Consider the following 26,762-nt stretch of genomic DNA (forward strand, 5'->3'; position numbering starts at 1 on the left):
GGATCAGGCTGGTTTTGCGCCGTCTTCCCCGGCCGGGCGGATACGCAGCTTGGTGATGCGGTTCTTCTCCCGCTTCATGACGATGAAACGCTTGCCATGAAAGGTGAAGGCCTGGCGCTCCTCCGGGATGGTCATCGATTCGTGGATGACGAGGCCGGCGATCGTCGTTGCCTCCTCGTCGGGCAGGTTCCAGTCGAGCGCGCGGTTCAAGTCGCGAATCGGTACGCCGCCGTCGACGACGACGGAACCGTCGGCCTCCTGACGCACGCCCTGTATTTCGATATCGTGCTCATCGGAAATGTCGCCGACGATTTCCTCGAGAATGTCCTCCAGCGTGACGATGCCCTGCACCTCGCCATATTCGTCGACGACGACGGCGAAATGCTGCTTGCGGCGCAGGAAAGCGTTGAGCTGATCCTCGAGGTTGGTGCTGTCGGGCACGAACCACGGCTTCTGCGCGATTTTCACGATATCGAGGTTCTGCGGCTCCATGTTCGGCTCAGCAAGCGCCCGCAGCAGATCCTTGGCGTGCACGACACCGATGATGTTGTCGATCGTGCCGCGCCACAACGGCATGCGCGTATAGGGGCTTTCGAGAATGGCGCGCACCACCGCTTCCGGCGGATCGTCGGCATTGATCGCCCGCATCGCCGTGCGGTGGACCATGATGTCGGACAGTTCGAGCTCGCTGAGATCGAGCACGCCACCGAGGCGGTCACGGTCGGCCTTCACCACCGATCCCTCGCGGTGCAACAGGTCGACGGCGCCGCGCAGTTCCTCATGGGCCGTCAGCATCGAGGTCTCTCGTGACAGATTGATACCGAACAGCGAAAGAATCCGGCGAACGATCGCATTGACGAAGGAGGAAGCCGGGCCGACGACGATGACGAAGAGCCTGGCCGGGATAGCGATGGCGAGTGCGAAGCGGTCGGGCGTCGAAATCGCCCAGCTCTTCGGCAGCACTTCGGCGAAGATGACCAGGATAACGGTCATCGCCAGCGTCGCCAGCGCCACGCCGGAACTGCCGAACAGCCCGAGAAAGAGGCTGGTGGCGATCGAGGATGACAGGATGTTGGCGAGATTGTTGCCGATGAGCAGCGCCCCGATCAGCCGGTCGCGCCGCTCGATCAGCTGCCGGACAAGGCCGGCGCGTTCGTCGCCATTGACTTCAAGCGTATGGATACGGCTGCGCGAAACGGCGGTCAGCGCGGTCTCCGAGCCGGAAAAGAAGGCGGACATGAGCACGAGCGCCGTGATCGAAAGGATCTCCGGCCAATATGTCGCGAGAAATGCCAGAGCGCCTTCGACCGACATCAGGGATGCTTTTCCCGGAGAAAGCTGATCACTTCGGACGCCGGAACATCGTCGGCGACGAAGGACTGGCCGATGCCCCGTGTCAGGATGAAGGTGAGCTTGCCGCTTTTGACTTTCTTGTCCTGCGCAATCGCATCCATCAGCGATTCCGCCGGCGGCAGGTCGCCCGGAATATCGGACATGCGGGTCGGCAAGCCGACCTCCTTCAGATGCCGTTCGACGCGCCGGGCGTCGTCCGGGCTTGCAAGGTTCATGCGTGCGGAGAATTCGTGCGCCAGCACCATGCCGATCGAAACACCCTCGCCGTGCACGAGGCGCGAGCTGTCATAGGCGGTCGCCGCTTCGAGCGCATGGCCGAAAGTATGGCCGAGATTGAGCAGCGCCCGTTGACCGTTCTCGCGCTCGTCGGCAACGACGACATCGGCCTTCGCCTGGCAGCTCTTGGCAATCGCCTCGATACGCGCGGGGCCGCCTGTAAAAACCGACGTCCAGTTCGCTTCCAGCCAGGCGAAGAAATCCGGCTTGTCGATCAGCCCGTATTTCGCCACTTCGGCGTAACCTGCGCGGAATTCGCGCTCGCTCAGCGTATCCAGCACATCGGTATCGGCCAGCACCAGATCCGGCTGGTGGAAGACCCCGATCAGATTCTTGCCATGGCGGGAATTGATGCCGGTCTTGCCGCCGACCGAGGAATCGACCTGCGACAGCAGCGAGGTCGGCACCTGGACGAAGCGCACGCCGCGCCGGACGATGCCGGCGGCAAATCCCGAGAGATCGCCGATGACGCCGCCGCCGAGCGCGATGACGCAATCGTTACGTTCGACGCGAGCCTCCAGCACCTTGTCGCAGGCCGTGATGAGATGTTCGAAGCTCTTGGTCTTCTCGCCGGCTGGCAGGACGACCTCAGCCGACACGATGCCCGCTTGATTCAGGCTTGCGACGAGAGCCTCGAGATAGAGCGGAGCGACATTTTCGTCAGTGACGACAGCCGCCTTGCGGCCCTTGAGGCGAGAGGCGATCTCGGCGCCTGCCCGTGCAATCAGCCCCGGCCCGATCAGGATGTCGTAGGCGCGCTCGCCGAGCGGCACATGCACCGTTCGGATCGTGGAGGCGGAGGGTATCGCATTCATGACGCTGCACTTTCCTTCTGAGCTTCGATCATGGCCTTCAGCACCTCGTCGGCCATGATTTCCTTGCGCACGTCGCGCGAAAGCACGGTGATATCTGCCTGCGCGTAGATCGGATAACGCGCATTCATCAGGTTTTCGAGCGTCTGCTTGGGATTTTCGGTCTTCAGCAGCGGCCGCGTGTCGCGTTTGTTGACCCGCTCCCACAACACGTCGAGATCCGCCTTCAGCCAGACCGATAGGCCGCCCTTCTTGATATGTTTGCGCGTCCGCTCGTTAATGAAGGCGCCGCCGCCGGTAGAGACGACACGCGGCCCGCTTTTCAGCAGCCGCTTCATCACCCGCGTTTCCAGCGCCCGGAACTCTTCCTCGCCATAGGCGGCGAAAAGTTCGGGGATCGTCATCCGCGACACACGCTCGATCTCGAGGTCGCTGTCGACGAAGGGAATGGCCAGCTGGCTGGCGACGATGCGCCCGACGGCGGATTTGCCGGCGCCCATCAGCCCGACAAGGATCAGATTACGTGAACCGAGCGCGGCGCGAGCTCTGTCTTTCAGGCTGTCAGCAACGGTCAGCAGTGGTTCACTCATCGGTCCATTCACACTTTGTTTGCAAACGGTATCGACAAATGCAGATGGAGCGTCAAGTCGCGGACAAGGGAATCATGGCTTGAATACCGCTTCTTGCACTTGCAGACAGGCTTCCTATAACAGAAGCAGAGCATGAAGGAGTTGCCGGATGCCGACCCTGTTCCGTTTCCTGTTCGTCTGCGCGATCCTCGCCGGGACGGTCTACGGAGCGATGCTGGCGCTTGTGACCTTCGTGGAGCCGCAGCAGCGCGACGTGACGATCCGCATTCCGTCCGAGCGGGTCAATCCGCCCGCCACGGGCGCCATCGACACGACCAGGAAGTGACCGACATGGTGGATTTCGGCCGCGTCCACGTGGAATCCTTCCTGGAGATGATGAGCGCCGAGCGGGGTGCCGCCGCCAATACGCTGCAATCCTATGAGCGCGACCTCGATGACGTCAGCTCCTTCCTGAACGGCCGCAGCGTGCGGCTGACCGAAGCCGCCTCCGCCGATCTCGCCGCCTATCTCTCCTCGCTCGCCCAAAAGGGCTTCAAGCCCTCTTCCCAGGCGCGCCGGCTTGCCGCCATGCGGCAATTCTACAAGTTTCTCTATGCCGAGGGCCTGAGGACCGACGACCCCACCGGCATTCTCGACGCGCCGAAGAAAGGCCGTCCGCTGCCGAAGACGATGGGCGTCGAGGAGGTCGGCAGGCTGCTTTCCCAGGCCGAGACCGAGGCGGAAGATCCGGCTCCGGGCCAGCTGCAGCGCCTGCGCATGCTGGCGCTGCTGGAGCTTCTCTATGCCACCGGCATGCGCGTCAGCGAACTCGTTTCGCTTCCTGCCCGCGTGCTCGATCAGGAAGGCCGGTTCCTGATGATCCGCGGCAAGGGCAACAAGGAGCGGCTGGTGCCGCTGTCGCAATCGGCAATCACAGCCTTGAAATCCTATGGGCGCCTGTTGGCGACCGAAAACGCCGCGGCAAAGGAGCCGCAGGAAAGCGCCTGGCTGTTTCCCGCCGCCTCGAAGGAGGGATACCTGCCGCGCCAGGTTTTCGCCCGCGACCTCAAGAACCTGGCGATCCGCGCCGGCCTGACGCCGTCACTGATCTCGCCGCATGTCATGCGCCACGCCTTTGCCAGCCACCTGCTGGCCAACGGCGCCGATCTGCGCGTCGTGCAGGAACTGCTCGGCCATTCGGACATTTCGACTACGCAGATCTACACACATGTCCTGGAAGAGAGGCTGCAGCAGCTCGTCCAGACGCATCACCCCCTTGCCAAACAGGCGAAAAAGCACGAATAGGACCGGCGACATGGGGCGGAGCCAGGAAAACGCCCCGGGCACAAGGAACGGAAACGCACCTCATGCACAATTATCTCGACTTCGAAAAGCCGATCTCCGACCTCGAAGGCAAGATCATCGAGCTGAAGAAGCTCGCAACGGAAGACGAGAGCATCGACACCACCGATGAAATCGGCAGGCTGGAGGTTCGCGTCCGTGAGGCGATCGTCGAAATCTACTCCAAGCTCAACGCCTGGCAGAAGACACAGGTTGCCCGCCATCCGCAGCGCCCGCATTTCGTCGATTATGCCAAGACGCTGTTCCAGGAATTCACACCGCTTGCCGGCGACCGCAAGTTTTCCGAAGATGCCGCGATCCAGGCGGGCCTTGCCCGTTTCCGCGGCCAGCCGGTCGCCGTCATCGGCCAGGAAAAGGGCAACGACACCAAGAGCCGCATCAAGCACAATTTCGGCAGCCCCCGTCCGGAAGGCTACCGCAAGGCGATCCGCATCCTTGAAATGGCCGATCGTTTCGGCCTGCCGGTGATTTCGCTGGTGGATACGGCAGGCGCCTATCCCGGCGTCGGCGCCGAAGAACGCGGCCAGGCCGAGGCGATCGCCCGCTCGACGGAAATGTGCCTCGGCGTCAAGGTTCCGCTCGTTTCCGTCGTCATCGGCGAAGGCGGCTCGGGCGGCGCGATTGCCATCGCCACCGGCAACCGCGTCTATATGCTCGAGCATTCGATCTACAGCGTCATCTCGCCGGAAGGCGCCGCCTCGATCCTCTGGCGCGATTCCACCCGCGCCCGGGAAGCGGCGACCAACATGAAGATCACCGCCGAAGACCTGAAATCGCTCGGCGTCATCGACGGCATCATTTCCGAGCCGCTCGGCGGCGCGCATCGTGATCCCGACAGCGTCATTGCCGCGACCGGCGATGTGATCGCCAATGCTCTGGCCGAAATGGCGTCGCGCTCCGGCGAGCAGTTGCGCAACGATCGTCGCCAGAAATTCCTCGCCATGGGCCGCAATCTCTAACTCAACTTCGGCTCTTCACCGATTGGGGCCAAATCTTGGCCACATTGATGTTATCTGTAACTTTCGCGCTTGCGGGGATGTTCGTGGCAAGTCATAGGCTGGTAGGGATTTATAAAGTATAAGCCGCCTATGATTCCTTCCAATGCCCGGACTCCATAGGCGGGACCGGATCGCACTATCTTTATGGGCTAGTTTGGATGCGCATACGTCATTTTGCCTATATTTCCCTCATGGCGCTGGCTCTGTCCGGCTGCAATGACGCGTTGGAAACCGCGCAGGTCGATCTTTCCAAGGTCAAGAACAAGGTGGAGCAGCCGCTTCCCCCACATATCCTCACCGCCATGGCCGCCAAGGGCATGGACCGCAATTCGCCGATCATGATCCGCATCTTCAAGGAAGAAGGTGCCATGGAGATCTGGAAGGCGAAGACCGACAACCGTTTCGACAAGGTCGCCGATTACAAGATCTGCGCCTGGTCCGGCCGTCTCGGCCCGAAGGTAAAGACCGGCGACCGGCAGGCGCCGGAAGGTTTCTACGAGCTGACGCGCGCCAACCTGAACCCCAATTCGAAATATTATCTGGCGATCAACACCGGCTTCCCGAACCGCTACGACGCGGCGAACGGCCGCAGCGGCTCCGATCTGATGATCCACGGCGCCTGCTCGTCCTCCGGCTGCTATTCGATGACCGACCAGCAGGTGCTGGAGATCTACGCCTTCGCCCGCGACGCCTTCAAGGGCGGCCAGGCAACGGTGCAACTGCAGGCCTTCCCCTTCCGCATGACCGCGGAAAACATGGTCAAGCATCGCCTCGACAGCAATTACGACTTCTGGAAGATGCTGAAGGTCGGCTACGACAATTTCGAAGTCACCAAGCGCCCGCCTGAGGTGAACGTCTGCGAGAAGAAATACGTCTTCAATCAGCAGGCAACCGACGGCAGCGCCTTCAATGCCGCCGGCAAGTGCCCTGCTATGTCGACACCGCCGGCGCTGACGGCGGCCCTTGCCTCCTACGGCAAGACCTATGATGCCGACTATGCCAAGGCGATGAGCAAATATGACGGCATGGCCTGGTACGATCCCACGGAAGCCGAGCGCAAGGCCGTGGTCGCCAAGCTGCGTAAGGGCCGCGAACTCGCTTACGCCCCGACCGGCACCTCGCTGGAAGCCGGCCGCATGGTCAAGGTCGCCGAACTCGAAGACCTGATGGCCAAGCGCACCGCGCAGGGCCTTGCCGCCAAGAGCGCGCCGGGCGCCACGCCGGCAGCGCCTGCCGGGCCGCAGGCAATCTCCGCCCAGCCGCAGGAAACGGCCATCGCTGCCGCCACACCGGCGGTCGTGCCGGTGCCGATGCAGAATCCGCTGGCCTTTACCGCGCCCGAACCGCAAGAAACGGCAGACGCCGCGGCAAAGAAGCCGTTCTGGAAATTCTGGGCGAGGAACTGAACGGCTTGAACCCCGTTCTCTACGATCTTCGCGGCCTGAAATGCCCATTCCCCGTGATCAAGACACGCAAGAAGCTTGCCGCCATGGCAAGCGGTGCACTCATTCGCGTCGACACGACAGATCCGCTGGCTGTGATCGACATGCCGCATTTCTGCAATGAGGAAGGCCACGAGCTGGTCGAGACGGAAAAGACCGAAAGCGGCCATCGCTTCCTGATCCGCAAGCGCTAAAACGCGTCGTTATCGCAACACCGCTGCCGAGTTTTTCGCGACATGCTCTAAATTCGCATGCCGGGGATAGCAAGCGGATTGTCGGACAGCGCCGCGCGGTCGGGCATGTCGATGCGCGGCTTGCCTAGGAAGGCGTCGAAGAGGTCCTTCACGAAGGCTTCCGGCAGATCCCGGGTGATCAGCACCATGCGCGTGCGCCGGTCTTCTCCCGGCCAGGCAGGCAGCCGCACCGGCGGATGGAAGATGCTCTGCACCCCATGCAGCACCAGCGGCCGATCCGGCCGGTCGGAGACCGACACGATCGCCTTCATCCTCAAAAGCTTCTCGCCATGGGCCGAACGCAGGAGATCGATGAACATGTCGAGCGCCATCGGATCGATCGGCTTCTCCTCGATGATCGAGAAAGAGCGGATCGAGGCATCGTGACGATTGACGTCGTGCGGGTCCTGATCCGCATGCCCGTGATGATGATGGTGGTGGTGCCCATGGTGATCGCCATCATGATCCTGATCGCCATCACGATTGTCATCGTGATTGTGATGATGATGCGCCTCATGCGCATCCTCGTCCTGCAGCCAGCGGCCGACATCGGCGATCTTCGTCGCCGGATCGTAAAGCCCGTTCACCAGCACTGCGGCACTGCCCGCCTCGGCACTGTCGGCATCCATAATCGCCGCCCGAGGATTGAGCGCCCGCAGGCGCTTTTCCAGCCCGTCGGTTGCCTCGGCCATCGCCTTTTTCGAGACGATCAGCCGGTCGGCGACCGCTGCCTGCTTGCGCGCTTCCTCATGATTGTCGAGCGTCTGCAGGCCATTCACGGCATCCACGACGGTCACGACGCCATCGAGTTCGAAATTTGTAGCGATGACCGGATTTCCCATGATCGCCTGCATGACGGGTGCGGGATCGGCAAGGCCCGTCGTCTCGATGACGACGCGTTTCACCGGCTTGACGCGGCCCGTCTGCACGGCATCCATCAGGTTCGCCAGCGTATCCACCAGCTCGCCGCGCACGGTGCAGCACAGGCAGCCATCGGACAGTTCGATGATCGAATCGCCGGAGCTTTCGACCAGGAGATGGTCGATACCGACATCGCCGAATTCGTTGATGATGACGGCCGCATCCTTCATCACCGGGTCTTTGAGGATACGGTTGAGCAGCGTCGATTTGCCGGCGCCGAGAAAGCCGGTCAGGATGGTGACCGGAATCCTGTCGTTGAGCGCGCTCATGTCATTTTACCTTGAAGCTTAAAAGGATGTCGGGCGCGGCATCGGCACCGGCACGTTGGCGATCGCGCTTGCGGTATCGCCCCGCGCCATCTTTTCCGGCTGCGCGGCCGGCTGAGGGTCCTGGCCCGGAATGAGGCCGGCGAAGACGAATCGCGGATCGTGGTCCATTTCCAGGATATAGGGCGACTGCACCCTCATCCGGCCGACCTCGTCGCGCGTTTCGCTGCGCACCTTGGCGCCCTTGGCGCTGCAGATATCGGCGGTGATGTCGGTAACCTGATCCTGTCCCGGGCCGTAGGGCCGCAGCGAACCCAGCGTGTCATTGCCGGGAAACTGCGCGGTGAATCCCTTCTGCAAAAGGTTCGCCGTCGCATCGGCGCGCGCCGCAAGACTGTCGGTGCCGAGCACGACGGAGACGAGAGTGCGGCCGTTACGCGTCGCCGAACCGATCTGGTTGAAGCCCGAGGCGCAAATGAAGCCGGTCTTCATGCCATCGGCGCCGGCGAAGCGGCCGATCAGCATGTTGAGGCTCGGTACATTCTGCTGGCCGGTGGTGAAGCCCTCCAGCGAGAAATAACCGGCATATTGCGGAAAATCGCGGCGCAACGCCACGGTCAGCACCGCGAGGTCGCGCGCCGTCGTATATTGGCCCTTGCCGGGCAGGCCGTTCGGATTGACGAAATGCGAATCCGTCATGCCGAGCTTCAGCGCCTCGCCGTTCATCCGCGTCACGAAGCCTTCCTGCGTACCGCCGATGGCTTCCGCGACCGCGACGGCGATGTCGTTGGCCGATTTCACCATCAGGATCTTCAGCGCGCTGTCGAGCGTCAGCTTCTGGCCCGGCTTGAAATACATCTTGGCAGCCGGCTGCGCGGCGGCGCGCTTGCTCATGACGATAGGCGTATCGAGGCTGATCTGACCGGCGCGGATCGCGTCGAACACGGTATAGACGGTCATCAGTTTGGTCAGCGAGGCTGGATACCACTTGCGGAAGGCTTCTTCATGCTCGAGCACGCGGCCGGTCTGCACGTCGACGAGAATATGCGGATTGGCCTGGGCAAGCGGAACGAAGGCAAGAAAGCTAGTTGTCGCAGCGACGATGAAGCTCAACGGTCGCAGCGCTGCAAACAAACGGAAGTGGCTCGTCGACACAGTTCGTCCTTCGGATATCAGGAAAATCTCGAAACCTTCCCCTATTTAGCCTATATGGCTATGACATGGCAAAGGTCATTGACTAAGTAATTTCCAAAAGCCTCACACCCCAGCTTCACACCGTTGTGATGCGGTGAAAGATTGTCGGGATTTCATAACAGGAACGCGAATATGCCGATTTTGAACAGAGCCGCGGAGTTGCAGGACGAAGTCGCCGAATGGCGCCGCCACATCCACGCCCGGCCCGAACTCCTCTTCGCGGTGGAAAACACGGCCGCCTTCGTCGCCGAAAAACTCAAGGAATTCGGCGTCGACGAGATCGTCACCGGCATCGGCCGCACCGGCGTCGTCGGCCTGATCAAGGGCAAGGGTGAAGGCCGCCGCACGGTCGGCCTGCGCGCCGACATGGACGCCTTGCCGCTGACCGAGATCACCGGAAAACCCTGGGCCTCGAAGACGCCGGGCAAGATGCATGCCTGCGGCCATGACGGCCACACCGCCATGCTGCTCGGCGCTGCGAAATACCTGGCCGAGACCCGCAACTTCAACGGCAATGTCGCCGTCATCTTCCAGCCCGCCGAAGAAGGCGGCGGCGGCGGCAATCTGATGGTCAAGGACGGCATGATGGAGCGCTTCGCGATTGAAGAGGTCTATGGCATGCACAATCTGCCGGGCCTGCCCGTCGGCCAGTTCGCCATCCGCAAGGGCGCGATCATGGCGGCGACCGACGAATTCACCGTCACCATCAAGGGCCGCGGCGGCCACGCCGCCCAGCCGCACCGGACGATCGACCCGATCGCCATCGGTGCCCAGATCGTCGCCAACCTGCAGATGATCGCCTCACGCAGCGCCGATCCGCTGCGCTCTGTGGTCGTCTCGGTGACCAAGTTCAACGCCGGTTTTGCCCATAACGTCATTCCGAACGATGCCACCTTCGCCGGGACGGTCCGCACCCTCGACCCCGAGGTGCGCACACTCGCCGAGACACGGTTCCGGCAGATCGTCGAGGGCCTGGTCGCAGCCCACGGCGCCGAGGCCGACATCAGCTTCCACCGCAATTATCCGGTTACTGTCAACCACCCCGACGAGACAGAGCATGCGGTCGCCACCGCCAGTGCCATCGCTGGTGAAGGCAATGTCAACGCCGAGATCGATCCGATGATGGGCGGCGAGGATTTCTCCTACATGCTGAACGCCCGCCCCGGCGCCTTCATCTTCATCGGCAATGGCGACAGCGCCGGCCTCCACAACCCGGCCTACGACTTCAACGACGAAGCCATCGCCCACGGCATCTCCTATTGGGTCCGCCTCGCCGAACAACGCCTCGGCGCTTAGCAACAATTAAGGCTTGGCTTCCCGCCAAGCCTTTTGTATGCATGGCACTCAAGTGGTCCCGTAGCTCAGCAGGATAGAGCACCAGATTCCTAATCTGGGGGTCGCGCGTTCGAATCGCGCCGGGATCACCAGTCAATCAGATGCTTATCTCCCTTGAAAGAACGCACGTTCCTGCGGACATGCAAGAACGCAATAATGATGTCATGAGAAACCGGCCTTTGATCGGTAATAGCCAGGCCAAGTGTCGCGTTGAGGCCGCACGACCGAACTCTTCGGATGCAGAAATTGGCGATCGATTGGATTCGTTCAACTGGCTAGTTTTTCAACATCGGCGTCGATCTACGGTCAGTCAACTCAAAATGCACGATCGCGTCTCAGCACAGACTGCCCCATCGAAAAAACACTCCGGCTAGAACCGCTGGATCAGGACGATCAACGAATATATTCGCAATCAGTGTTGAGCCGGTCGCAAATCTGCGCACATCGGAGCATGCTATCGCAAAGTGGATACAACCACGCTAGCGAATTAGCCGTCCTAAACTGAAAACAGTCTCTGCAATAACCGCGCGCAGCGTCGGCCCTGATGGTCAGCCATGCGAAGTCCTTGGCACGGCTGCCTCGGCATCCCAGCCCGTAAAGAATGGCACGCTTCTTGCGTTGTTTGGCGTAGTGCCGAGCATATTCGGCGGAAGCCCGCGAATGCCCACAATCGGAAGGTGGACGAGTTCCCGGACATCGAGAATAGGCTGATCGACGGCCAGGAGCAGATGACAACATATTCGATCGTTCTAGGACGCGAACGCCATGTCTTTCAGGATCTGAAATCGGTATTGGCTTGCGCTTCGCCATTGAAATCAGGTGACGTGCTGGCCGGGATCGCCGCGTCAAGCAACGAGCGGCGGGTGGCCGCCCGCTATCTGCTTGCGGATATGCCTCTCAAAACCTTCCTGGAGGATCTCGTCATCCCATACGAGATCGACGAGGTCAGCCGACTGATCGTCGACCGCCATGATTGGACGGCATTCGCGCCGATATCTCATATGACGGTCGGCGAGTTTCGCGATTGGCTTCTCTCCTATGACGCGACCGCCGAAAGACTGCTTGCCATTGCACCGGGCCTCACCCCCGAGATGGTCGCGGCGGTCTCCAAGATCATGCGCAACCATGATCTGATCACCGTCGCCGGCAAATGCAGGGTGGTCACGGCCTTTCGTTCCACGATCGGTCTGCCCGGCCGGCTGTCGAGCCGGCTTCAGCCCAATCATCCCACCGATGATCCTGAAGGTGTCGCCGGCTCGACGCTCGACGGACTTCTTTATGGGATCGGCGATGCGGTGATCGGCATCAACCCGGCTACCGACAATCTCGAGGCATGCACAAGATTGATGGTTCTTTTCGACCGGCTGCGCGAACAGTTCGATATCCCGACCCAATCCTGCGTGTTGACCCATGTCACCACGTCAATCAAGGCGATCGAGGCTGGAGCGCCGCTCGATCTGGTGTTCCAGTCAATCGCCGGCTCGGAAGCCGCCAATAAGGGTTTCGGCATCGACCTCGCCCTCCTGAGGGAAGGCCAGCAGGCGGCACTTTCCATGAAGCGCGGCACGGTCGGCAACAATGTCATGTATCTGGAGACCGGCCAGGGCAGCGCCCTCTCGGCCGACGCCCATCATGGCGTGGACGAACAGACGGTGGAGGCGCGGGCCTATGCCGTTGCACGTGAGCTCGATCCGTTGCTCGTCAATACCGTGGTCGGCTTCATTGGCCCCGAATATCTTTTCGACGCCAAGCAAATTATCCGCGCCGGGCTCGAAGACCATTTCTGCGGCAAACTGCTTGGCGTGCCGATGGGGGTCGACGTTTGCTACACGAACCATGCGGAAGCCGACCAGGACGATATGGACAATCTGATGGTGCTGCTGACTGTCGCGGGTGTCAGCTTTCTGATCGCGGTGCCCGGCGCCGACGACGTCATGCTCAATTATCAGAGCCTTTCCTACCACGATATTGTCGGCCTCAGGCACCAGTTCAATCGTCCGCCGGCTCCGGAGTTCGAAGCCTGGCTTCATCGCATGGGCATGCTTGATCACACGGGTCGTCTTGCGCCTGCCAGCGCCTCGGGCGCCTTCTCCCGCAATCTCTTGAGCTACAGGGCATCCGCATGACTCCCTTCGAACGCGATCCGTTTGCGCGGTTCCGCAACGCCACACGCGCCCGCATTGGGCTTGGAAGAGCAGGCGACGCCTTGCCGACATCGGCAATTCTCGACTTCCAGCTTGCCCATGCCCGGGCGCGGGATGCCGTGCATGGGCAAGTGGATTTTGTCGCCCTTGCCAAGCAGCTTGCTCCCGTGCCGACGATCCGGATTCGGTCTCGCGCCAAAGACCGGACGATCTATCTGGCGCGCCCGGATCTCGGCCGTCAGACCAACGCAGCCGATCTCCCGAGCCCAGGCGATCGTTATGATATCGCCTTCATCATTGCCGACGGACTTTCGGCCTCGGCGGTCGAGCACCACGCGGTGCCGCTGTTTAACGCATGCATGAAGCGTCTCGGGGCCTTCAGCGTCGCCCCGGTGATATTGGGCGAGCAGGCGCGGGTGGCATTTGGCGATGAAGCGGCGGCGGCGTTTGGTGCGGAAGTTGCCATCGTGCTGATCGGCGAGAGGCCGGGACTAAGCGTGCCTGACAGCCTCGGCGCCTACATCACCTTCCGACCGCAATCGGGACGGCGCGACAGCGAGCGCAACTGTATTTCCAATATTCATGCCGACGGGCTCAGCTACGAGGTCGCGGCCGACAAGATCGTTTGGATCGTCCGGGAGGCGCTGCGACTGCAGCTGACCGGTGTCGATCTCAAGGAAAATGCCGAAGGCGCCATAGAAGCGCTGCCACACCAAGAAGCATAAAGTTCAATCTACAAAACAGGGGAACAATCATGTCAAATTCTCAACCGACGCTCGCCAAGAGCCTGACCGGGCTGCACTTATGGGGACTTGCAGTCGGCCTCGTCATCTCCGGCGAATATTTCGGCTGGAGCTATGGCTGGGCGGCGGCCGGCACACTCGGCTTCTTGATCACCACGATTCTGATCGCCGTCATGTACACCACCTTCATTTTCTCCTTCACGGAGTTGACAACGGCTATTCCGCATGCGGGTGGGCCGTTTGCCTATGCGCTCAGGGCCTTCGGCCCGCTCGGCGGCTTCGCTGCGGGTTTTGCAACACTGGTGGAATTCGTCTTCGCCCCTCCGGCCATCGCGCTTGCGATCGGCGCCTATCTCAATGTGCAGTTCCCGGGGCTCGATCCGAAACTTGCGGCCGTCGGCGCCTATATCATCTTCATGGCGCTCAATATCGTCGGCGTCACCATCGCCGCGACATTCGAGCTCTTCATTACCATCCTCGCCATTATCGAACTCCTGGTGTTTATGGGCGTCGTTCTGCCCGGCTTCTCCGTCGCCAACTTTGCGGCCAATGGCTGGGCTGGCGCTCCTGAATTCTCGGTCGGTGCCATTGGAGGCATCTTTGCCGCCATTCCGTTCGCCATCTGGTTCTTCCTGGCGATCGAAGGCGCGGCCATGGCTGCCGAGGAAACCAAGAACCCCACCCGCACCGTGCCGATCGCCTATATCGCAGGGATTCTCACCCTCGTATTCCTTGCTTTCGGCACGATGATCTTCGCGGGAGGCGTTGGCGACTGGCGTATGCTGTCCAACATCAACGATCCGTTGCCGCAAGCGATGAAGGCTGTCGTCGGCGAATCCTCCGGCTGGCTGCACATGCTCGTCTGGATCGGCCTGTTCGGCCTGATCGCATCGTTCCATGGCATCATCATGGGCTATTCCAGGCAGATTTTCGCGCTGGGTCGCGCCGGCTACCTGCCGGAAGTTCTCGCGAAGATCCATCCGAAATTCCGCACGCCCTACCTTGCTATCCTCGCAGGCGGCGTTGTCGGCATTGCGGCGATCTTCTCCGACAACCTGATCCAGATTGGCGGCTTGCCGCTGACTGCCAATATCGTCACGATGTCGGTGTTTGGCGCGATCATCATGTACATCGTCTCCATGGCATCGCTGTTCAAACTTCGTCGGACCGAGCCGGAGCTTGCCCGACCGTTCAAGGCATGGGGCTATCCCGTTGTCCCGGCCATTGCCCTTGGGCTTGCGCTCGTCGCGCTGGCGGCGATGATCTACTACAACTTCCTGATCTTTTTGATCTTCCTGGCCATGGGCGTGGTGGCGTTCGGTATCTGGCGCTTGCTGTCAGGCGGCGTCACCAAGGAAGCGGCCGCTTCCGCGTAACAAGGTTCTCCGGCCCGATCATCAAGCCGGCAATTGGACGAACCTGTTCCGATCGATATCAACAATCCCCCGCCGACGTTTGGCGGGGGAATTCGAGCGCAAAGCCCAGCCCGCTCGCAAAATTCTTAATTTCCTCCTCGAGACAAGCTCGCGCCAAGCCGCTTCGCCGTCGTTGGTTACCGCACCTCACGATGGACCCGCCGCGTCCTCACCGCCTGCCGCGCGCCTAATCCCAGCAGCGCCGCCACGATCCAGCCACCGATAAAACCGATCGCGCCCCAGACAAGCCCGGCAAAACTGACCGGCACGCCGGGCACGAAATCACGCCAGGTATTGGCGAAGACGACGTCATCGGCATTGCCCAGCAGCACGAAGGGCTTGGCGACGGGTGCGGCGGTACCGAGGTGGAGCTGCTGCGACAGCAGCGTTTCGTAGCGCGTGATCGTGCTGCGCATCGAGACGCCGCGGTCGCGCAGGAAATCATCGGACGATTGCGCATAGGCGTTCAGCGCTTGCTGGCGATCGAGATGGTGTTCGGCCGCCTGGGCATTGAAATCCTCGACGATGACGCGCAATTCGTCGATCGCCCCGCCGATCCGCTGGCGGTATTGCTGCGCAAATTCCGGCGCCTGCGAAAACACCGTGCCGCCGGCAAGCCCGGCGACAATAGCGATGATTCTTGCAATCGGACCCATGATTGATGCCTCCGGCTGTCCCCTGCGCTAACGATCCGCGGCCGTAAAGGTTTCTGCCTTCGACACAATCGGTAACGCTATGTGATTGAACCGACGGCGCTTCCGGCGAGTTGATGCCCTGACCAACCCAGAATGACCAACTCAGAAAGAGAGACTTGTCATGAAACAGATTATCCTTGCCTGCACGCTCGCCGCAGCATCTATCTTTTCCGCAATGCCGTCCCAGGCGGCAAGTGTAACCATCACCACGGACGACGCGCGTCCCACCTACCGTCATGCGGAACGGCCCTATTACCGCCATCACATGAGGCCGCGCCACGTCTCCCAGGATTGCTTCACCAAGACGGAAAAAATCCGCCGTCACGGCCATACGGTCGTCAAGGAAACCCGAATCTGCCGATAAGGCAAATCCCTACGGGAAAGCCCGGCTGATCTTCGCAGCCGGGCTTTTCATCTGATCTCGCCTCGATCTCGCAGATGAGGAACTTTCGCAATATCAGCCGCGTTTATTGCGAAACGGGAGTGTTCATCATGCGTATCAAGATGATTCTTTTGGCCATCGCCTATGTCGCCGTCAGCGCCGTGCTGCTGGCCATCGCCTACCAGCCGCAGGGGTCGGGCGCCATGCAGAAGACGGATCGTCTGGCCGGCTCGTCCTTCCTCGTCGAACGCTTCGCCGGTTGACCAGCTGAGCGCGGCCCTACCGGTGACGACGTGATAGTCCTCGTCCGGGATGTTTGGCCCCGGAGCGAGCTTTCGGTTTAATGCGTGCCGTCAAGTGACAATCCACCAAGCGGGCCGCCAAGCAGGATTCGGTTCTGCACCGAATGCACGCCCTCGACCGCCTTGGCGACCACGGTTGCCCGTTCGATCTCGCCGACCGTGCCGACAGTGCCGGTGAGCACGATGTGGTCGTTTTCCATCGTCACCTCGACATCAGACGCATCGATCCCGCCGGCAATCGCCAGCGCATTGGCGACATCCGCCTCAACAGATGCACGATTGGCGATTTCCGCTTCCATCTCGGGCTCGAGCCCGTGAAATGTCTGCTCCTTGAAAACCATGATCCATTCCTCCGTGAAACCTGCTTAGCAAACGCCGTTCGACGGAGTTGGTTTCAGCGCCGCTACCACTGCACGCGATAGCGGAGATTGATGCTGCCGGTCTCACCTCCCGAAAACGGGTTGCTCACCGAGGCATCGAGATTGAGGTTCGGCAGGATGGCCTGGTTGACCGCCACCGTGCTCGAGAAGTCGCCGCTGGCATTGCTGACGCCTGTGCCCGCCGAAAGCGACGTTCCCGTCCAGGGATGGATCAGTTTCAGCGCCTGCGATGCCGTCACCGAGGCCTGCCTGATATCGACCGCATCAAATTGAACGCTGATGGACCGGCTCGATTGCATATCGAGCGAATCGGACAGGATCCAGCTGCGCGAGCGGCTCAGCGTCAGCGCACCGCTGCCGCGCAGCGTATCGACACTGACCTTCGCGCCCTGCTGCGATTGGCCCGCTGGCGTGACGGCCGTCTTTACGATCCTGCCCCAGAGCATTGCCTGTTCGGAATCGGGCAGCGGCGCCCCGCCTTTGGTCGAGGCAAGGGCTATGTCGGCGCCGGCGCTCGTTTCCCATTCCGCCGGCAGGCGAAAACCCAAGGTCGCCTTGTAGGACCGGTCCGAAAGCTTGGCCGGCGACCAGATCACCAGATCATCAGCTCTCGCTGCAACGGTGAGCGAGAGCAGGATGGCGAAAAGAATGCATGCTATTTTGAATGTCGTCATCAAGTTAAGAACGTTTTGACCTAACACAGGGCCGCCGTGCCGAAACCGACCCAACAGCGGACATGAAGCGCTCGCAGCCGAACGCGATGGGGGATCACGGCAAGCCGTCCATCCCGGTTTCATCCTCGATTTAATGTTGGCCGAAAAGGCCGGCGGCACGCGTGCCAGTTCTTCGATGGACGCCGCAGCGCCCCGAATTGCCATGCGACCGTGACCGGCCGCAGCGGAATCGCGATTCCGCCAGCAATGTTAGAAGGATCACATCTACCTGCGGCTCTGTAAACCCCTTACGGGCTGAAATCTGCTGCACCGCACACTTGCCGCCCCTTCCAAACCCTAGTAGAGCCTGAGCCTACGAGAGAAATTTTCGCGAAATTTCACATGATGACCGGCAAAAGCGCGCCGCGGCGCCTCAGCATCTTCGGTTCGACGGGTTCGATCGGCCAGAATACACTCAATGTCGTCGAGCACCTGGGCGGACGGGAGAATTTCGAAATCTCCGTGCTGACCGGCAACGGCAATATAGAATTGCTGGCCCGGCAGGCGAAATCATCCGGCGCGCGGCTGGCGGTAACGGCGAACGACCGGCACTACGAATCACTGAAAAGCGAACTTTCCGGCAGCGGCATCGCCGTCGCCTCGGGAAGATCCGGCCTGATGGAAGCGGCTGAGCGCGAAGCCGACTGGGTGATGGCGGCAATCGTCGGCACCGCAGGCCTGGCGCCGACGCTTGCGGCTACGCGCCGCGGCGCCGATATCGCCCTTGCCAACAAGGAATGCCTGGTATCGGCGGGCGATCTCTTTATCGCAGCCGTTCGCCAGGGCGGCGGCAGGCTGCTTCCTGTCGACAGCGAGCACAATGCCATCTTCCAGGTGCTGGAGGAAACCCAGCGCCACGCCGTCGAGCGCGTCATCCTGACGGCGTCGGGTGGTCCCTTCCGCACCGCCTCGCTGCGGCAGATGGCCGATGTGACGGTGGAAAGCGCGCGCGCCCACCCGAACTGGTCGATGGGGTTGAAGATCTCGATCGACAGCGCCTCGATGTTCAACAAGGCGCTGGAGATGATCGAAGCCCGGCACCTTTTCGGTCTCAGGCCCGAACAGATCGAAGTCATCCTCCATCCGCAATCGATCATCCATTCCATGGTCGGCTATACGGACGGGTCGGTGCTGGCGCAGCTCGGCGCACCGGATATGCGCACCGCCATCGGTTATGCCCTGTCCTTTCCGCGCCGGCCGAACCTGCCGATCGAGCGGCTGGATTTCGCCAAGCTCGCCAGGCTGGATTTCGAGGCGCCGGATGAGGTGCGGTTTCCCGCGTTGCGGCTGGCGCGCCTGGCGATGACGCGCGGCGGCGTTCAGGGTGCGGTGCTGAACGGCGCCAAGGAAGTGGCGCTTGAAGCCTTCATCGAGGGGCGGCTGCCCTTCCTTGCCATGGCCGAGATCACCGAGAGGGTCATGGACGATCTCGCCGGCCTGCCGCCGGCTGCCGGCATGGACGATGTCTTCGCCGCCGACAGGCAGGCCCGGCAGAGAGCGGCGGAGCTCATGACGCCGGCGATCGCCGTGTGAAATGCCCACGGGCCGTTCGCCGAGAGGCCGCCCGCTTATCCCTGGCGGCCGCCATTACCGCAACCGGTTGCCGCCCTCGTCGAACAATCTGCAATCCGACGGTTCGAACAGCAGGCTCACCTGCTCACCCGCCGCGATGCTGACCGGTGACCGATGCTCGACGGTGAGCGACTGGCCATCGGCAAGCTGGCAATAGAGATATTGCGTTCCGCCGAGATACTCCGAAAAATCGACCCTGGCCGTCAGGCTGCCCGAAAGGTCGGATGCCACCTTCAGATGCTCCGGCCGCAGGCCGAGCGTCACCGCGGCGCCAACCGGCCTGTCTGCCGGCGGCAAGCCGCTGCCGATGCGCCGGCCTGCGACTTCGACCAGACCGCCCTCACCCCAGCGGGCGTTCAAAAGGTTCATCCGAGGCGAGCCGATGAAGCCCGCGACGAAGGTATTCGAGGGATTTTCGTAGATTTCCCGGGGCGTCCCGGCCTGTTCGACACGGCCGTCACGCAGCACGACGATCTTGTCGGCGAGCGTCATCGCCTCGGTCTGGTCGTGCGTGACATAGATCATCGTGTTGCCGAGTTCGCGGTGAAGGCGGGCGATCTCGATGCGCATCGAAACGCGCAGTTCCGCATCGAGATTGGACAGCGGTTCGTCGAACAGGAAGACATCGGGCTTGCGCACGATCGCACGGCCGATCGCCACGCGCTGCCGCTGACCGCCGGAAAGCTGTCCCGGCCGCCGGTCGAGAAGATGATCGATCTTCAGGATCGCGGACGCGGCCTTGACACGCGTCTCTATCTCGGCGGCTTGCGTGCGCGCCATCTTCAAGCCGAAGGCCAGATTCTCCCGCACGCTCATATGCGGATAGAGCGCGTAGGACTGGAAGACCATGGCGATGCCGCGCTCGGATGGATCGAGATCGGTGACAACACGTCCCTTGATTTCGACCTCCCCGTCGGTCACGTCTTCCAAGCCGGCGATCATGCGAAGAAGCGTCGATTTTCCGCAGCCGGACGGCCCGACGAAGACGACGAATTCGCCCTCGGCGATCGTCAGGTCGATGCCGTGAACCACCTGCAGACTGCCATAGCTTTTTCGCACGTCCTGGAGCACGACGCTCTTGTTACCCATATCCTTCGTCATCCCCAAACGGCCTATTTGTCCGACTGGACCCAGACGAGCATCTCTCCGGGCGCGCGGTTGTCCCAAAGATGATAGGGCACGAAACGCGCGGTGGCGACCTGCCTTTCGGCCGGCGCTTTGCGGTAGAGCGGCGTTCCCCAATTCGATGTTTCCTCGCGCTCTACCTGGAGATCGAGGGCGACGGCATCGTTGAGATCCTTCAGCACCACGGTTTCGGCGGCCGGAAGCTCGCGGGGCAGGACGATGGCGTTGAGGTCTTCGCCATTGTCTGTGGTTTCGACGCAATAGACGAGCGGGCCGCGCATCAATGCGACCCGGCCGGCATCCTGACGCACCTTCGGATTGGCATATTGCGGGCGAAGCGAAAGCGGCAGGTAGAGGGCGACACGATCGCCGTCGGCCCATTCACGATCGATCCTGATATATCCGTCCTGCATATTGGCGTTGAGATCGAGCATCGTTCCGTTGATGCTGAGGGTGGCGCCCTCCGCCCAGTCCGGGATGCGCAGCGACAGCGCGAAGCGCGCCGGCCTCTCCAGCCGGGTGGTAAAGGCGACCGCGCCCTCCCACGGGTAGTTGGTCACCTGCTCGAGCTCCACGTTGGCGCCGTTGGCAAGCTTCAGCCGCGCGGTGCTCTCGCCATAGAGATGCACGGCGATCTCGTTGTCGGCAACGGCGTACATATAGGAGCCGATCGAGGTCACCAGCCGGGCAATGTTGGGCGGGCAGCAGGGGCAATGGTGCCACTTCCAGCGGTGGTGCTTGCCGGCACTTTCGAGCGGATTGTCATAGAAGAACGTCTTGCCGTCTGTCGAAAGCCCCGGCAGCGCGCCGTTGTAAAGCGCCTGCTCCATGATATCGGCATAGCGCCGATCCGGACCGCGGCCGAGCATTCGGCTTGCCCAGAACACCAGGCCGACCGAAGCGCAGGTCTCGGCATAGGCGGTGGCATTGGGCAGGTCGTAATAGTCGGTGAAGCCTTCGTTGGAGGCTGCCGGGCCGATGCCGCCGGTAATGTACATCTGCTTGGTGGTCAGATCGTCCCAGAGCGTTTCCAGCGCCGCCGTCAGGCTGTCGTCCTTGTATTCGGTGGCGATGTCGGCCATGCCCGAATAGAGGTACATGGCGCGCACCGCATGGCCGACGACCTTCGTCTGCGCACGCACCGGCTGGTGCGCCTGCGCATATTCATAGGTCTTCTGGTGGTATTCGGAGACATTGCGGCCGTCGCGGCTTGCCTCGGCGGTGAAGAAATGCGGCTCGGTGCCGCGTTCGTCGATGAAATATTTCGACAGGTCGAGATATTTCTTCTCGCCGGTCACGCGGGCGAGCTTGACCAGTGCCAGCTCGACTTCCTCATGGCCGCAATAGCCTGATATCTGGCCTTCGCCGTGGCCAAAAATCTTGATCATGTAATCGGCATAGCGGCACATGATGTCGAGCAGCTTGCGTTTGCCGGTCGCCTGGTAATAGGCGACCGCGGCTTCCATGAGATGGCCGGCGCAATAGAGCTCATGATGGTCGCGCAGATTGGTCCAGCGGCGGTTCGGTTCGACGCGCTGGAACCAGGCGTTCAGATAACCGTCCTCGTCCTGCAGTTTCTCATACATGTCGATGATTTCGTCGGCGCGCGCCTCGAGCTTCGGGTTCGGCCGGCGATAAAGCGAATAGGCGATGGTCTCGATCGACTTGCCGAGGTCGGAATCCCAGAACATCTGCGTCGTCCCGCCCCAAGGCTGAATGGGAATGACGACCCCGGGGCTCGGCTGGCTGACATCGACCGCCTTGAGCATGCCGGCCTCGACGCAGCGGTCGAGCAGGGTCTCGGCGGTGGAATTGCAGACGGCGTCCTGCCATTTGCCCCAGAAGCCGCCGAGCTCGACATCGGGAACGGCGACGGGACGAAACTGGCGATCGTTGCTTGCTTTGGTCATGGCTCCACTTTCTCTCAAATCATTTCACCGCGCCGGCCATCAGCCCGCGCATGTAGTAGCGTTGCAAAAGCAGGAAGACGATCAGGCAGGGGATCGTCATGACGACGACACCGGCTTGGACCGCTCCCCAGTTGATGGCGCCGAGCCGTCCGGCGCGAACCGCCGTCATCAGCACCGGCAGGGTGTATTTCTCATTGCTGGAGAGCAGCACGAGCGCCGCGAGAAACTCGTTCCAGGCGTTGAGGAAAGCAAAGATCGCGACCGTCGCCACACCGGGAAGCACCAGCGGCAGAAGAACCCGGACCAAGAGCCTGAGGTCGCGCGCGCCGTCGATGCGCGCCGCCTCTTCGATCTCCTTCGGCACGGCGTCGAAGGCGTTGCGCATCATGAAGACCGAGAAGGGCAGTTGCAGCGTCACATAGACGAGCGTCAGCCCAAGCAGCGAATTGTTGAGGCCGAGCTTTGCCAGGATGATGAAGAGCGGCGTCAAGATCGATTGGAACGGGATCATCAGCGTCGCGATGATCAACACGAAGAGCGCATTCTTCATCGGGAACCGGTAGCGCGAGAAGCCGTAGCCGGCGAGCAGGCTGACGGCGACGGTGAGCACCACGGTGGCGACCGAAACGAACAGCGAATTGATCATGTGCCGCCATATGCCGGCGCCGAACGTATCGAGCAGCGCATAGGAATCGATGCTGACGCCGGAGGTCGGCCACGGCGGCAAGGGCGGCAGGCTGGCCTCCGTGCCATGTCGGAAGGACGACAAGAGCGTGATCGCGAAAGGGGCGAGAAAGAAGATCGATATGGCGATGCCGGTCAGGTGATAGACCGATTTCGTCCGGATCGCCTTGCGCGTGCGGCGCTCTTTTGAGGTGGTCATGGACGCTCCTCCCCGACGCGAAGCAGCCAGAGCTGCACGATGCTGATCGCCACCAGGATGGCGAGAAGCACGATCGAGAGTGCTGCGCCATAACCGAGATTGAACGACACGAAGGACTGATTGAAGATGTAGTAGACCACCGAGATCATCTTGTTCTGCGGTCCGCCTGCGGTCATGATGTAGAACTGGTCGAAGGCGAGGATCGAACCGGTGACGGAGACGATCAGCGCCAGCGCGATCGTCTTGCGCATCAGCGGCAAGGTCAGATGCCTGAACCGCTGCCAGCGGCCGGCGCCGTCGATGCGGGCGGCCTCCGTCAGCTCGGACGGAATGGCCTGGAGCCCGGTTAGAAGAATGATCATGGTGAAGCCCGCGATCTTCCAGACGACCATCACCACGATCGTCAGAAAGGCGGTGTCGAAGGTCGCGAGAAGATTGGGGCTCTTTTCCAGAAGACCGAGCGCCTTCAAGGCGGGACCGATGAAGCCGCTATCGACATTGGCAAGCCAGACCCAAAGCAGCGAGGCCGTGGCAAGGCCGACCACGACGGGCAGGAAGATGATCGTGCGGTAGGCGCTGACGAACTGCCGTTCCTTTTCGACGAAGATCGCCAGCGGAAAGGCGATCGCGAAGATCGCGACAGTGACGATCACCGTATAATAGGCCGTGAAATTCAGCGCCGTCATGAAGCGGCTGTCGTTGGCCATGCGAACGTAATTGTTGAAGCCGATCCAGCGCGACGCCCCCATCAGCGGCCAGTTGTGAAGGCTCATCCATCCAGTGAAGAGAACCGGCATGATGAAGAAGACGATGACCAGCGCCATAGCAGGCGCGATGTAGACGAGGCCGCGCCAGTTCGATTTGCGCCGTCGTCTGCGTCGAGGCAACAGGATCTCCGAACCGAAACCGGTCATCAAACGCTCCGCATCTGTCAATTGAAATTGGCCGGGAAGCTGCCACCGCTCCCCGGCCGCGGCCGAGGGAGAGTTATTGGCCGCTATCGATGATCGATTGCATTTCCGACTGGGCGCTCGAAAACGCGCCGTCGACGTCCTCGCCGAAGATCGCGGCGTTGGTGAAGCTTGCCCAAGGCCCGTTGGCGCTGTTGATCAGATCGTTGAACTGCAGCGTATAGGGCGTCTTGGCGACGGCGATCGCCTTCAAGCCAACCTGCATGCGCGGGTCGAGACCCTCCAGCACCTTGTCGGCGATATCACCGCGCGTCGGCAGGCTGCCATATTTCGCCATGATCTTCTGGCCGTCCATCGAATAGACGTATTCGAGGAACTCCTTCACCGCATCGATCTTCTTCGTGCCCTTGGTGATGACGAAATTGTCGCCGCCGGCAAAGGACGAAGGCTTGCCGTCGACACCGGGAATGAGGGTCACGCCGAAGTTGATATCGGGATGTTCGGTCACCAGCGTGCCGATGGCAAAGGCGCCGAGGCTTTGCTGTCCGATCTTGCCGTTGGTGAAGGTCAGGAAGTTGGCGCCGTTGTCGCTGGCAGCACCCGCCGGCACGAGGTCCTTCTTGACCATGTTGCGGTAGATATCGACCGCCTTGCGCATCTGAGGCGTATCCAGCGTCGCCGTCTTGCTGTCGGCCGACAGGATATCGACGCCGGCGCCCCAGACCAGCGGCGTGAAGGTGAAGATCATGCAGCCGCCGCAGCCGCCGCCGGAGAAATAGAAGCCGTAGGTATCGTCACCCAGCGCCCGGATCTTCTCGGCATTGGCGGTGATTTCGTCCCAATTCACCGGTGCTTTCTCCGGGTCGAGACCGGCCTTCTTGTAGAGGTCCTTGTTCCAGGCAAAGACCGAGGTTTCGACCGAAAGCGGCAGGCCGTAGATCCGATCCTGATAGGTGCCGAGGCGAACATGCGACGGCGAAAGCGAATTGAAATAGGGAAGCGACTTCGCCCAGTCCGTCAGGTCTTCCAGCTGGCCGGCCGCGGCAAAGGCAGGGTTATAAATCAGATCCATCGACAGGGCGTCCGGCGCCTGTCCGCCGGCGATCGCCGTCGCATATTTCTGCACCAACTCGGAGAACGGCACCTCGGTCATCACGACCTTGTTCTCGTGACCGGAATTATAGGCTTCGACGACCTTCTTGAAGGCATCGCCGATCCCCGAGCGAACCCACATCTCGACATTTTCGGCAGCCGACGCGGCCGATACCAGACATAGGGTAGCGATGCTGGTCGCCACCAATAAACGCTTGATCATGACACTCCTCCCGATATGGCGCATCTCCCTGCGCCTTTGCTCATTCCCTTGTTCTCATTCCGTGGAAGCTTTGCTCCCGCATGACTGCCGGACGATCAGCCGGCAGGGCAATTTCCTCACGCCCGGCTCGACAGGCCGTCCTTCCGCGAGCGCCAGCACCGTCAATCCGGCCTGCCGTCCGAGTTCCTTCAATTCCATGTCCACCGTCGTCAGCGGCGGCCGCGTCTGGGCCGCGACAATCTCCCAATTGTCGAAGCCGATGACCGAGACGTCCTGCGGCACCTTGACGCCGCGCTCGCGCAACGCATCCACAGCGCCGCGGGCGATCTGGTCATTGCCGCAGAAGAGCGCATCCGGTTTTTCTCCCGGCCTCTTCCACAGCTGTTCGACCGCGTCATGGCCCCAGCTTTCCGACCAGACGCCGTAGAGCACCGGTTCGCGGTGACCGGCCACCTCGTGATAGGCGCCGGCGCGTTCCCGCACCGAGAAGAAGTCCTCCGGCCCGGTGATATGGGCAATCCGCCGCCGCCCGATCTTCACGAGCCATTCCACCGCCAGCCGCGCACCCTGCTCGTCGTCCGACCGGAAGGTAACGCTGTTCTGCGTCCCCTCCGTGAAGGCGTAGACAACAGGCACATGCAAATTCGACAGATCGACGGGCAGGCGCCGATCCAGGCGCTTCCCCGTCGCGATGATGCCGTCGACCTGTTTGTCCAACATCGCATCGACATGGATCTGCGCAAGGGCCGGATCGTCTTCGATGGCGCACAGGAAGACCGAAACGCCGTGATCGACGAGCGCGTCCGAAATACCCGCCATGACAGGCAGCGTGAAACGGCCGTAGGTATCGTTCGTCAGCAGCCCGACGGTGAAACTGCGCTTGCTGAGAAGACCTCTTGCCAGCGCATTCGGCCGGTAGCCGATTTCGGCGGCGATCCGCTTCACCCGTTCACGCGTTTCCGACCCCATCCGGCCGGTATCGTTGAGCGCTTTCGACGCCGTCGAGATGCTCACCGCGGCAGCCGCCGCCACCTCGTGGATGGTAATCCTGCCCCTTTTTCCTCCCGATATGTTCAGACCTTCCTCCTTCTGAAGTGAGCTGAGAAAAGCTTTTACCAACTCGCATGTCAAGTGAGAAAAGGTTTTCTCTTTCCCGCCGAGCGTCCAGTCAGCAAGTGCAGTGGCGGAATAATAGGGATGGCGCGAGCAAGACCGGGCGCGCATCGGCGGGGCCGGATTGCCGGATGATGTAAGGGTTGGAGGAAATGCGATGGAGCTGGATCGCCCTGTCCTTGCGAAGACAGGTTTGTTGCTGCGCCTGATGATCGCCGAAACAGGCCGCTGTCAGCGCCTCCAATGGAGGCGCCGCGTTACGGCCGAACGATCATCGAAAGATCAGGCTACGTGCCTTGCGAGTGCACAGCGCGACCAGAGCGAATGCAGCGCCTCGACCAGATGGGCGATATCGGCATCGGAATGCAGCGGGGTCGGCGTGATGCGCAGCCGTTCGG

The 26,762-nt window shown here is 61.6% G+C and carries 26 protein-coding genes and 1 tRNA gene; 13 read left to right on the forward strand and 14 right to left on the reverse strand.

What is annotated here, in order from left to right; genetic code table 11:
* Positions 1 to 3: 3 nt before the first annotated feature.
* From FHT69_RS32970 to FHT69_RS32980, 3 genes are read right to left on the reverse strand one after another with little or no spacing between them, the layout of a single operon-like run.
* Positions 4 to 1,314: an HlyC/CorC family transporter gene (locus FHT69_RS32970; protein WP_028756444.1), complete on the reverse strand. Its 1,311-nt coding sequence runs from the start codon at positions 1,312 to 1,314 to the stop codon at positions 4 to 6.
* Positions 1,314 to 2,444, reverse strand: a complete 1,131-nt coding sequence (gene aroB / locus FHT69_RS32975; RefSeq protein ID WP_183845239.1) for a 3-dehydroquinate synthase — start codon at positions 2,442 to 2,444, stop codon at positions 1,314 to 1,316. The genes FHT69_RS32970 and aroB overlap by 1 nt, the downstream gene beginning before the upstream one ends.
* Positions 2,441 to 3,031: a shikimate kinase gene (locus FHT69_RS32980; RefSeq protein ID WP_028756446.1), complete on the reverse strand. Its 591-nt coding sequence runs from the start codon at positions 3,029 to 3,031 to the stop codon at positions 2,441 to 2,443. Before FHT69_RS32980 ends, aroB begins: the two co-directional genes overlap by 4 nt.
* A gap of 148 nt (positions 3,032 to 3,179) precedes the next feature.
* Here FHT69_RS32980 and FHT69_RS32985 point away from each other — a divergent pair, with 148 nt between their 5' ends.
* The 5 genes from FHT69_RS32985 to FHT69_RS33005 all read left to right on the forward strand — a co-directional run bounded on the left by FHT69_RS32985 (position 3,180) and on the right by FHT69_RS33005 (position 7,006).
* Positions 3,180 to 3,356: a hypothetical protein gene (locus tag FHT69_RS32985; protein ID WP_012759201.1), complete on the forward strand. Its 177-nt coding sequence runs from the start codon at positions 3,180 to 3,182 to the stop codon at positions 3,354 to 3,356.
* A 5-nt stretch (positions 3,357 to 3,361) separates the two neighbouring features.
* A complete protein-coding gene (gene xerD / locus FHT69_RS32990; RefSeq protein WP_047615897.1) occupies positions 3,362 to 4,315 on the forward strand; it encodes a site-specific tyrosine recombinase XerD in 954 nt (317 codons plus the stop codon).
* 62 nt (positions 4,316 to 4,377) lie between these two features.
* Positions 4,378 to 5,331, forward strand: coding sequence for an acetyl-CoA carboxylase carboxyltransferase subunit alpha (locus FHT69_RS32995; protein ID WP_028756449.1), 954 nt, complete (start codon positions 4,378 to 4,380; stop codon positions 5,329 to 5,331).
* A gap of 197 nt (positions 5,332 to 5,528) precedes the next feature.
* Entirely contained in the window at positions 5,529 to 6,776 is a 1,248-nt protein-coding gene (locus FHT69_RS33000; RefSeq protein ID WP_028756450.1) for a murein L,D-transpeptidase family protein, read from the forward strand.
* 5 nt (positions 6,777 to 6,781) lie between these two features.
* Complete coding sequence (locus tag FHT69_RS33005) at positions 6,782 to 7,006, forward strand: sulfurtransferase TusA family protein (RefSeq protein ID WP_028756451.1); 225 nt, start codon at positions 6,782 to 6,784, stop codon at positions 7,004 to 7,006.
* A gap of 47 nt (positions 7,007 to 7,053) precedes the next feature.
* Here the strand turns inward: FHT69_RS33005 and FHT69_RS33010 are convergent, their stop codons facing one another.
* Together FHT69_RS33010 and FHT69_RS33015 are read right to left on the reverse strand one after the other, a co-directional pair.
* Complete coding sequence (locus FHT69_RS33010) at positions 7,054 to 8,235, reverse strand: CobW family GTP-binding protein (RefSeq protein WP_028756452.1); 1,182 nt, start codon at positions 8,233 to 8,235, stop codon at positions 7,054 to 7,056.
* 18 nt (positions 8,236 to 8,253) lie between these two features.
* The gene (locus FHT69_RS33015) at positions 8,254 to 9,387 is read right to left on the reverse strand and encodes a D-alanyl-D-alanine carboxypeptidase family protein (RefSeq protein ID WP_028756453.1); all 1,134 of its coding nucleotides are present in this window, start codon (positions 9,385 to 9,387) and stop codon (positions 8,254 to 8,256) included.
* A gap of 171 nt (positions 9,388 to 9,558) precedes the next feature.
* Here FHT69_RS33015 and FHT69_RS33020 point away from each other — a divergent pair, with 171 nt between their 5' ends.
* The 5 genes from FHT69_RS33020 (at position 9,559) to eat (ending at position 15,024) form a co-directional block, all read left to right on the forward strand.
* A complete protein-coding gene (locus FHT69_RS33020) occupies positions 9,559 to 10,722 on the forward strand; it encodes a M20 aminoacylase family protein (RefSeq protein ID WP_028756454.1) in 1,164 nt (387 codons plus the stop codon).
* A gap of 54 nt (positions 10,723 to 10,776) precedes the next feature.
* Positions 10,777 to 10,853, forward strand: a tRNA-Arg gene (locus FHT69_RS33025).
* 585 nt (positions 10,854 to 11,438) lie between these two features.
* Positions 11,439 to 12,887: an ethanolamine ammonia-lyase subunit EutB gene (locus FHT69_RS33030; RefSeq protein WP_063476280.1), complete on the forward strand. Its 1,449-nt coding sequence runs from the start codon at positions 11,439 to 11,441 to the stop codon at positions 12,885 to 12,887.
* Positions 12,884 to 13,630, forward strand: coding sequence for an ethanolamine ammonia-lyase subunit EutC (gene eutC / locus FHT69_RS33035; protein WP_028756456.1), 747 nt, complete (start codon positions 12,884 to 12,886; stop codon positions 13,628 to 13,630). Before FHT69_RS33030 ends, eutC begins: the two co-directional genes overlap by 4 nt.
* 29 nt (positions 13,631 to 13,659) lie before the next feature.
* Positions 13,660 to 15,024, forward strand: coding sequence for an ethanolamine permease (gene eat, locus FHT69_RS33040; protein ID WP_183906559.1), 1,365 nt, complete (start codon positions 13,660 to 13,662; stop codon positions 15,022 to 15,024).
* 176 nt (positions 15,025 to 15,200) lie between these two features.
* On the opposite strand, the gene FHT69_RS33045 is transcribed toward eat, so the two are convergent.
* Positions 15,201 to 15,719: a DUF2937 family protein gene (locus tag FHT69_RS33045; protein ID WP_063476277.1), complete on the reverse strand. Its 519-nt coding sequence runs from the start codon at positions 15,717 to 15,719 to the stop codon at positions 15,201 to 15,203.
* Between the two features lie 160 nt (positions 15,720 to 15,879).
* Between FHT69_RS33045 and FHT69_RS33050 the strand changes: the two genes are divergently transcribed.
* Positions 15,880 to 16,122 carry a hypothetical protein gene (locus FHT69_RS33050; protein ID WP_012759211.1) on the forward strand — a complete coding sequence of 81 codons (243 nt, stop codon included), beginning with the start codon at positions 15,880 to 15,882 and terminating at the stop codon, positions 16,120 to 16,122.
* 128 nt (positions 16,123 to 16,250) lie between these two features.
* A complete protein-coding gene (locus FHT69_RS33055) occupies positions 16,251 to 16,403 on the forward strand; it encodes a hypothetical protein (protein WP_164736003.1) in 153 nt (50 codons plus the stop codon).
* A 77-nt stretch (positions 16,404 to 16,480) separates the two neighbouring features.
* Here FHT69_RS33055 and FHT69_RS33060 read toward each other — a convergent pair whose 3' ends face one another.
* Together FHT69_RS33060 and FHT69_RS33065 are read right to left on the reverse strand one after the other, a co-directional pair.
* Positions 16,481 to 16,783 (reverse strand): BON domain-containing protein, encoded by a 303-nt coding sequence (locus FHT69_RS33060; protein WP_028756459.1) that lies wholly within the window; start codon positions 16,781 to 16,783, stop codon positions 16,481 to 16,483.
* A 62-nt stretch (positions 16,784 to 16,845) separates the two neighbouring features.
* Positions 16,846 to 17,496 carry a hypothetical protein gene (locus FHT69_RS33065; protein WP_063476275.1) on the reverse strand — a complete coding sequence of 217 codons (651 nt, stop codon included), beginning with the start codon at positions 17,494 to 17,496 and terminating at the stop codon, positions 16,846 to 16,848.
* 381 nt (positions 17,497 to 17,877) lie between these two features.
* On the opposite strand from FHT69_RS33065, the gene dxr reads away from it, so the two are divergent.
* Positions 17,878 to 19,068 carry a 1-deoxy-D-xylulose-5-phosphate reductoisomerase gene (dxr, locus tag FHT69_RS33070; protein WP_183906560.1) on the forward strand — a complete coding sequence of 397 codons (1,191 nt, stop codon included), beginning with the start codon at positions 17,878 to 17,880 and terminating at the stop codon, positions 19,066 to 19,068.
* A gap of 54 nt (positions 19,069 to 19,122) precedes the next feature.
* Here the strand turns inward: dxr and FHT69_RS33075 are convergent, their stop codons facing one another.
* The 6 genes from FHT69_RS33075 to FHT69_RS33100 form a co-directional block, all read right to left on the reverse strand.
* Positions 19,123 to 20,196 (reverse strand): ABC transporter ATP-binding protein, encoded by a 1,074-nt coding sequence (locus FHT69_RS33075; protein WP_174824527.1) that lies wholly within the window; start codon positions 20,194 to 20,196, stop codon positions 19,123 to 19,125.
* Positions 20,197 to 20,219: 23 nt separating this feature from the next.
* Positions 20,220 to 22,142 (reverse strand): glycoside hydrolase family 127 protein, encoded by a 1,923-nt coding sequence (locus FHT69_RS33080; RefSeq protein ID WP_183906561.1) that lies wholly within the window; start codon positions 22,140 to 22,142, stop codon positions 20,220 to 20,222.
* Positions 22,143 to 22,161: 19 nt separating this feature from the next.
* Complete coding sequence (locus tag FHT69_RS33085) at positions 22,162 to 23,025, reverse strand: carbohydrate ABC transporter permease (RefSeq protein ID WP_063476273.1); 864 nt, start codon at positions 23,023 to 23,025, stop codon at positions 22,162 to 22,164.
* Complete coding sequence (locus tag FHT69_RS33090) at positions 23,022 to 23,939, reverse strand: carbohydrate ABC transporter permease (RefSeq protein ID WP_097545471.1); 918 nt, start codon at positions 23,937 to 23,939, stop codon at positions 23,022 to 23,024. The genes FHT69_RS33085 and FHT69_RS33090 overlap by 4 nt, the downstream gene beginning before the upstream one ends.
* Before the next feature lie 73 nt (positions 23,940 to 24,012).
* The gene (locus FHT69_RS33095) at positions 24,013 to 25,251 is read right to left on the reverse strand and encodes an ABC transporter substrate-binding protein (RefSeq protein ID WP_063476271.1); all 1,239 of its coding nucleotides are present in this window, start codon (positions 25,249 to 25,251) and stop codon (positions 24,013 to 24,015) included.
* A 54-nt stretch (positions 25,252 to 25,305) separates the two neighbouring features.
* Entirely contained in the window at positions 25,306 to 26,283 is a 978-nt protein-coding gene (locus tag FHT69_RS33100; RefSeq protein ID WP_063476270.1) for a LacI family DNA-binding transcriptional regulator, read from the reverse strand.
* Positions 26,284 to 26,762 lie beyond the last annotated feature (479 nt).

The organism is Rhizobium sp. BK008 (assembly GCF_014197345.1).
Classification (GTDB): domain Bacteria; phylum Pseudomonadota; class Alphaproteobacteria; order Rhizobiales; family Rhizobiaceae; genus Rhizobium; species Rhizobium anhuiense.